Here is a 7,923-nt window from a genome sequence, read left to right as displayed (position 1 = left end):
GAGAAAACTTAGCGGCTTAGCGGCTTTGCGTGATCCAACGTACAGTGATGGGGAAAAATACTCACGCTAAGGCGCAAAGGCGCAAAGGGCGTTGTAACCACGAGCAGAGAAAACTTAGCAGCTTAGCGGCTTTGCGTGATCCAACGTATAATGACAGGGAAAAAATACTCACGCAAAGGCGCAAAGGCGCAAAGGGTGTTGTAACCCCAAGCAGAGAAAATTTGGCGGCTTTGCGTCCTTGAGCGTTCTTTATCGTGAGATTATTACGACTACATCGAGTCAGAATGCACCCTCATGTTGAGACGTCAGGGAACGATTGAAACCATATATCAGGTTCCTGTACGTCTCTCCCGGGGACATCTCATTCAGAAATGGTCTTCTGCAAGGTACCCTCCGAGTTCAGAGAGATCGGAGACTATCACCTCAACCCCGGGCCGGCCCGCAAATCTATTTTCATCCCCTGGTGCCACCCGGCCAATAAACCTGACCCCGGTCTCTATTGCTGCCTGCCAATCCTGTGGAGCATCGCCAATAAAGAGCGTTTCACCGGGCATTACCCTCGTATCTCCAAGAATTTCCCTGATGCAGTCAGCTTTTGACCGGGGCGATCCATAGACCCTGATAAAGTATTTCGACAGACCACGCCTTGAAACGATCTCTTCCATCTCCTCCTGCGGGGTGGCTGAGACGACATAGAGAGGAAGACACCCGGCATACTGCTGAAGGATTGCTTCGGCTCCAAAAACAAGGGGTATTTCAAACATCCTTTCACGAACAAGCCCTTCATAACAGCGAGCAAGCCCGGACTCCTGCTCCTTCGTCAGTTCTTTGTGGAGTATATCCCGGTAGATATTTCGAAATTTGACATACCGGGACATGCCGCCATTATCAAGATGATACGTGACGATCTCGTCCTGATGCTCAGGTACAAACGAGAAGGTCTCACGAAATGCCTCTGCCTTCATGGCGATGGACTCGGCGATAACACCATCGAAGTCGAAGATGAGGAGGCGAAGAGGTGGATGATGCATATAGGGGTGTCTGTATTGGGAGCAGATAGCAGTGACTATCGGAGTACGATGGCTATTGAGTGACCAAAAGGTTCCTGTTTGCGTGCAGAAGGACTCCTATGGAGTTCCAAACACGAGTGTTTTTTTACAAATAGATCATGATCCTGAGATAATGGGCATTGAGAAGAACTATCCGAAGGTTTACCTTGACGTCTGTTGTCTATGCCGACCATTTGATGACCAGTCATCTATTCGGATACGTCTGGAAATGACAGCAGTTCTTGAGATCATTCGCCTATGTACTATAAATGAACTGAATCTAATCACTAGCGAAGCTATCATAGAAGAAATATCGAATATTCCGGATAATAACAAGCGAATTCGTGTTGAGAAACTGTTATCAACGTCACGCGAACACATTTTTATTGACGAAGAAATCATCTCGCGCATGCATGAAATAATTGCAATGGGGGGTGATGCAATGGATTCACTTCACATTGCATGTGCCGAAAAGGGAGATGCGCTATTCATTAGTACCGATGACGATCTCATAACATTTATTATAGGACATAAAAACATACATATAAATGGATATAACCCTGTTACCTGGCTTGAAGAGGAGGGGAGATGATGAGTGCTAAAACATTGCAACAGATTCAACGGGAAGGGCTTGATGTACTCGTTGAAAGGCTGGGACCTGATGATGCAATTCGTTTTCTTCAGATCTATGAGCCTGGAACTGGCAATTGGACGAAGGATAGGAGAGCGATACTGGAGAATGATCCAGATAGTATCATCAGAAATATCCTGGAGCGAAGAAAGAAGATGGGGTCCCTTTAGTGGGAAGAAACATTGTGGAGCAGTATCGGAAGGAAATCAGCTATCCATTGGGATGGAACGATGATTAGAGTCACTATCGGTCAACGTTCTTCAGAAGCCTTAATACCCCCGAAAAGCAAATATAGTATCCCGTTGCCGAGGTAGTCTAGTCCGGAAAGGCGGTGGCCTCGAAAGCCATTGGTGTTCTGCACCTCGGGAGTTCAAATCTCCCCCTCGGCGTTATAACTTCATTTTTCACGAGTCTGCATTGCTACGATCTCATCCATCTGCTGCCTGATCTCCTCTTCCGCAGCAGCTAACCGCTCATTTGCCAAAAGAAGTTCCAGGTTCTTCTCTTCAAGGTGTTTCAATGCCATTTTTATTGCAGTGATATCCCGGATCGACTCGATAGCGCCGATGAGATCACCCTTCCCCCCGTAGAGAGGAGCAGCTTTCCCCCAGAGGATAAGTTGACGGCCATCCGGGTGCCGATACGCAATCTCGCCGATTGTGGTCGCACCGTTCTGATGAATGCTATCGTACCAGCTTCGTATCTCCGGGTTATCCGGCTGCATCACCAGATCGATCAGCATCGGACGCGGCCGGCCATAGAGCGGGCACGCATAGGCATACCCGCTCTGCCCCTCCATAGCTTCCGCAGAGATGCCCGTCAGCTGCTCCATCGCCCTGTTCCATGCGATGACAACACCTGATGCATTGATGATGAACGTTGGATCGGGGAGGAAGGTGATGATATCGGAGAACTGCCGTTGTGATGCCAAAAGAGACTGTTCAGTGGCAACGATCTCATCCATCTGCTGCCTGATCTCCTCTTCTGCAGCAATAAGCTCTTCGTTTATAGCAAGAAGAGATTCATGCTTCTCCTGAAGTGCCTCTTCATACCTTTTCCTGGCGCTGATGTCCGCAACAGTCCCTGTGACCCGAATCGATCGGGATGATTGCGGATCTTCGGATCTTCTGCCGATGATCTGAAGCCAGAGGTACGATCCATCAGCTCTCTTCACCCGGCATTCGGCCTCATACCGGCTCTTGTGCCCATCAAGGTGACTATACAATGCCTGGCGAATGACCTCGTGATCATCAGGGTGGAGAAGCCCCATAAACTCGGTATAATGAGTTACACGTTTTGGAGCATATTCAAAAATACGTGCGAAGCGATCACAAAAGGTGAGACTTCCAGTCTCCATATCCAGACCCCACCATGCAAGGTTTCCGGCATCCATTGCCGCTTCAAGCTGGGTGAGATTCTCTGCAAGTGCCATCTTCACCCTGCGTTCATCGGTGATATCCCGACACCCGATATAGAGACGATCAGATCCTTCTGCACCCCCGATACATCGTGCTGAGACCGAAACCCACCGGATGCTGCGGACGCGCGAGGTGATTCGTACTTCAAAAGAGGCAGTACTTCCAGGTGAAAGTGTGAGGATCTGATGGTGATAATACTCCCGATCATCAGGATGGATGAGGAATGAACAGCCCCCTTCCGCCTCAATCTCGGCGGGGGTATATCCGGTGATCTCAAAGACGGCACCGACCATCCAGTCGGTGACACATGCTCCATCAGCTGAGCGGATACATGAGCAGGCAAGATCAGACATAACATCAGAGATCTGGCGGTACCTTTCCTCATTCCCGGCAATCTCTTCAAGTGCACGCCTCCATAAGACGGAGCGCCTGATCTTATGAGTCAGTTCTGCAAACTGTGCCTTTGGGTTTCCGCCCTTCTGCACATAATGGTCGGCACCATTGTTCAAAGCCTCAATGACGACCTCCTCCCTCCCTTTTCCGGTGAAGATGATGAAAGGAGTTGTATCACCAGACTCCCTTACACGGACAAGGAGTTCTATTCCATTCATACCCGGCATCTGATAGTCCGAAATGATCGCATCGAATCGGTTCATCCGAATCTTCTCGACAGCCAGAACCGGATCCTGGGAGAGGGTAACAGTGATATCACCGGCACGCTCAAGAAAGATCTTTCCTATCTCAAGGAGAGAGGGGTCATCGTCAACGTACAGAACCGAATACGGTGGTGTGCAATATGATTGTGTAGCTGATTCGTGCATACTCAGGGAAATTTGGAGATGATATAGTTCTGACCGAATCCGGGAGAAACCTCCTCTGACAGGTTGCAGCTTCAGAGGTTCTTCAGTCACCCAAAGGGCCCTATTCGAGGTGCGTTGCATAAAGGCCGACACGTATTGGAATGGAATCTGTGGATATCACCTCAGATGATCTCCTGCTCCCGGTATCAGAATAACCATCAGGGTCTTTGAAATGAAGCTGTCAGATCGTGTGCGCGTCCTTGTACCCTACCCATCTCAATATGTATGGCAGAGATGATAGGCATATATCAGATGCGTATGAGAGATTATCAGTGTTTTGATACCGCATCATACAATGATTCAGATAAATGATCATAAACATCGTCTTTTAAGAGACAAAAACCACAAATCTAAATCAAAATCCTTTTTATCTCCCTCCCTTAAAGTAATGCCATACATATGCATATCAAATAGTGATTGCTAATAAGCATATCACAGTGAGGCGTTGAATTTTGGACGGAAACTAATGTTGAAGAGGGGAGAGGCGTGAGCCGATCATAACGCATCCCATGCAGCACCCCCCTCATTCTGACAAGTCCGACCTCATTTGCACCATCACCACGGTGTAGAACTCCAGGAGATGATCCATGTCACAGAACATATCCGCACGGTTTAACAGTATGAAGATCGGGACGAAGATCCTGATCATCTGTCTTGCACTCGTCATCGTTCCGACGGTGCTCCTCGGCATTGTCGCATATAATTCGGCAAGCACAGCGATTGAAGAGCAGATCGAAGTACAGCTTGAGATCCTTGCGAAAGATAACCTCGACAGTGTTCAGAACACCTACACACTATCAATGGAACTGGTCAAGTCAGGTCTGAATGTGCTTAGGTACGACGTTAACAGTCATGGCACCCCAGAGATCCAGAGCAATCAGTTGGTGCTTCTCAATGCAGCAGGTCAGCCATATGTGATCAATGACAACGTTGAGATCGTCGATGGTCTCTCAAAACAATTCTCAGGTGCTGCAGCCACAATATTCCAGGTACAGGGTAACCAGGCGATCCGGATCTCGACATCAGTCTATGGTGCAGATGGCAGACGTGTAATCGGCACTCCAGTTTCACAGGAAGTCTATAATGCCGTCGTCATCCGTGGAGAGACCTATTATGGGACGGCAAACGTCGTCGGTACAAACTACATCACCGCATATGAGCCGATCAGAGGGCCTGGTGGAGCAGTCATCGGCATCCTCTTCGTCGGCATTCCCGAGCAGGAAACACTCGGCGTCGTTTATGAGAGTATCCGGAATCGCATCATCGGTAAAAACGGGTATATGTATATCATGGACAGCACCGGAACTATGCTCGTCCATCCAACCATTGAAGGTCAGAGCGTTGCTCAGCACGATTTTGCAAAGCGTATCATCAGTCAGAAGACCGGAATCATCCATTATGAGTGGGGGGGTGAAGACAAGATTGTCGGATTCACCTATTATGCACCACTGGATGCATTCATCGTCGCCGGTGCTGACTGGAAAGACTTTACCGGACCAATAGATGATATCAGAAATGCAATCATTGCCATCGTTGCCGCTGCTGCCATCATCGGCGGTGCAATTGCAGTCCTCTTTGGTCGCGGGATTGCTCGCCGGATGGACGAACTCGTCACACTCGGCAGGCTTGTAACAGAAGGTGACCTCTCAGGCACCATCAAAAAAGACGGTTCAGGAGACGAGATAGGGCAGGTCACCGGGGCATTTGGTGATGTTGTCACCACGATACAGCAATTTGGTGCTGAGATGACGATGATCAGTGCTGCTGCTGCTGAAGGCAGGCTTGATGTCAGGGGCAATGCAGCGAAGTTCAAAGGTGATTATGGGAAGATCATCTACGGCGTGAATGACACCCTCGACTCTGTGATCAACCCCTTAAATGTCGCAGCAGTATATGTCGACCGGATAAGTAACGGTGACATCCCCGAGCGGATCACCGACAACTACAAAGGCGACTTCAACGAGATCAAGAATAACCTCAATAAATGCATTGATGCGGTTGATCTCCTCGTGAAAGATGCAAACATGCTATCTGTTGCAGCAATCGACGGACGGCTTGATGCAAGGGCGGATGCGTCACGGCATCAGGGAGACTTCAGAAAGATCGTTGAAGGTGTGAACGAGACACTCGATGCAGTCATCGGACCGCTCAATGTCGCAGCAGAGTATGTCGATCGGATAAGTAACGGCGATATCCCCGAGAAGATCACCGATAGCTACAACGGCGACTTCAACGAGATCAAGAATAACCTCAACAAGTGCATCAATGCGGTGAATATCCTCGTTGCCGATGCAAACCTGCTTGCAAAAGCGGCAGTCGAAGGGAGACTCGATACAAGAGCTGATGCAGCAAAGCATCAGGGAGACTTTAAGAGGATCGTCGAGGGCGTCAATAAAACGCTCGATTCCGTCATCGGACCACTCAATGTCGCAGCAGAATATGTTGATCGAATCAGTAACGGTGACATCCCCGAGAAGATCACAGACAACTATAACGGCGACTTCAACGAGATCAAAAATAACCTCAATAAATGCATCAATGCGGTGAACACTCTCGTTGCTGATGCAAACATGCTTGCGAAAGCAGCAATCGACGGAAAGCTCGCCACCCGTGCAGATGCGGCAAAGCATCAGGGCGACTTCAGAAAGATCGTCGAAGGTGTCAATCACACCCTTGATGCCGTCATCGCACCAGTCAACGAAACGATCAGAATCGCAAATGCCTTCGCAGACGCCGACTTCAGCGTCAGGTTCTCAGACAATATCACTGTACGCGGGGATATGGAGATGCTGAAGAGTGCACTGAATAATGTCAGCACCCAGATCTCAGCCGCTGTCGCTGAAGTCTCCCGGATGATGGAGGAGCTTGCCTCCATCTCTGAAGAGGCAAATGCCGGCGTCGAAGAGATCTCCTCCGGTGCCCAGCTCGTTGTACGGAACACCGGCCGTGTCAGTGAGAACTCAAAGAAGGCAAATAATGGTGCACGGCAGGTGCTGAGAGCAATGGAGGACCTGTCAGCTGCTGTAGAGGAAGTAACATCGAATGCAGAGTCAGTTGCTTCACTTGCGAGAAACGCCGACGATCAGTCGAAGGAAGGGGCAAAGCTTGCTGCCCAGGCTGAGAAGGGTATTAATGAGATCAGCAGGTCAGCAGCCGATGTCGATCTGATCATCCGTGGCATCAATGACCAGATGGGGCAGATCGGAAAGATCGTCGGCCTTATTGCTGATCTTGCAAACCAGACGAACCTGCTAGCACTCAACGCCGCAATCGAGGCGGCACGGGCAGGAGATGCCGGGCGGGGCTTTGCAGTGGTTGCGGCTGAAGTCAAATCCTTAGCACAGGAGTCGGGATCATCTGCTGAAAATATCGCAAGCATGATCGGCGATCTTCAGGCACAGGCGAAGAAGGCAGTCGAGGCGATGGATGTTGCAGGAGCCACCGTCAAGACAGGATCTGAACAGATGGAGAAGACGATTGTCGCATTCAATACGATCGTCGACGGCGTCGAGAAGATCTCACGTGCAATCGAGGAGGTTGCCAGTGCCTCAGAAGAGCAGGCAGCAACGGTTGAGGAGATCACCGCAAGCGTCCACGAAGTAACCGGATTAATCGATGAAAATGCGAAGGATGCAGGAGACGCCGCAGCAGCAACTGAGGAGGCATCCGCCAGCATCGATGAAGTCGCACGGATGATCGAGAACGTCAGTTCCGTTGCTAACAGGACCCTCCAGACGAACCAGAAGTTCAAACTCGCCAAATAGGGAGGGGGAGAGCATGGCAACAGACACAATAAAAGAGGCAGGATCAGCCATCAGTGGATCTGTTCAGGTCGTTGAGTTTGTCCTCGGTGATGAGACCTTTGCAATCGACCTCTTTGATGTCCGTGAAGTGGTGGAGTACACGAGGATCTCGGCCCTCCCAAACTCCCCTTCATACATCAAAGGGATCATCGACCTCCGTGG

General features: G+C 49.8%; 6 protein-coding genes and 1 tRNA gene. 5 read left to right on the top strand and 2 right to left on the bottom strand.

All coding sequences use genetic code 11. The annotated features are described in order from the left end of the window. Nucleotides 1-365: 365 nt before the first annotated feature. A complete protein-coding gene (locus tag Q7V06_RS07095) occupies nt 366-1,031 on the bottom strand; it encodes an HAD family hydrolase (protein ID WP_304840022.1) in 666 nt (221 codons plus the stop codon). A gap of 82 nt (nt 1,032-1,113) precedes the next feature. On the opposite strand from Q7V06_RS07095, the gene Q7V06_RS07090 reads away from it, so the two are divergent. The 3 genes from Q7V06_RS07090 (at nt 1,114) to Q7V06_RS07080 (ending at nt 2,069) form a co-directional block, all read left to right on the top strand. Next, nucleotides 1,114-1,641 carry a PIN domain-containing protein gene (locus Q7V06_RS07090; RefSeq protein WP_304840020.1) on the top strand — a complete coding sequence of 176 codons (528 nt, stop codon included), beginning with the start codon at nt 1,114-1,116 and terminating at the stop codon, nt 1,639-1,641. Next, on the top strand, nt 1,638-1,850 hold the full coding sequence (locus Q7V06_RS07085) for a hypothetical protein (RefSeq protein WP_304840018.1): 213 nt from the start codon (nt 1,638-1,640) through the stop codon (nt 1,848-1,850). The genes Q7V06_RS07090 and Q7V06_RS07085 overlap by 4 nt, the downstream gene beginning before the upstream one ends. Before the next feature lie 134 nt (nt 1,851-1,984). Then, nucleotides 1,985-2,069 (top strand) — tRNA-Ser (locus Q7V06_RS07080). Between the two features lie 8 nt (nt 2,070-2,077). Here Q7V06_RS07080 and Q7V06_RS07075 read toward each other — a convergent pair. Continuing rightward, nucleotides 2,078-3,919: a GGDEF domain-containing response regulator gene (locus Q7V06_RS07075; RefSeq protein ID WP_304840016.1), complete on the bottom strand. Its 1,842-nt coding sequence runs from the start codon at nt 3,917-3,919 to the stop codon at nt 2,078-2,080. 626 nt (nt 3,920-4,545) lie between these two features. On the opposite strand from Q7V06_RS07075, the gene Q7V06_RS07070 reads away from it, so the two are divergent. Further along, nucleotides 4,546-7,722: a Cache 3/Cache 2 fusion domain-containing protein gene (locus tag Q7V06_RS07070; protein ID WP_304840013.1), complete on the top strand. Its 3,177-nt coding sequence runs from the start codon at nt 4,546-4,548 to the stop codon at nt 7,720-7,722. 13 nt (nt 7,723-7,735) lie between these two features. Further along, the coding region (locus Q7V06_RS07065; protein WP_304840011.1) for a chemotaxis protein CheW at nt 7,736-7,923 on the top strand (188 nt) is incomplete at its 3' end.

Source organism: Methanocalculus sp. (assembly GCF_030651615.1).
GTDB lineage: Archaea > Halobacteriota > Methanomicrobia > Methanomicrobiales > Methanocorpusculaceae > Methanocalculus.
The sequence above is the reverse complement of the archived record's forward strand: the minus strand, read 5'-3'. Positions and strand labels throughout refer to the sequence as shown.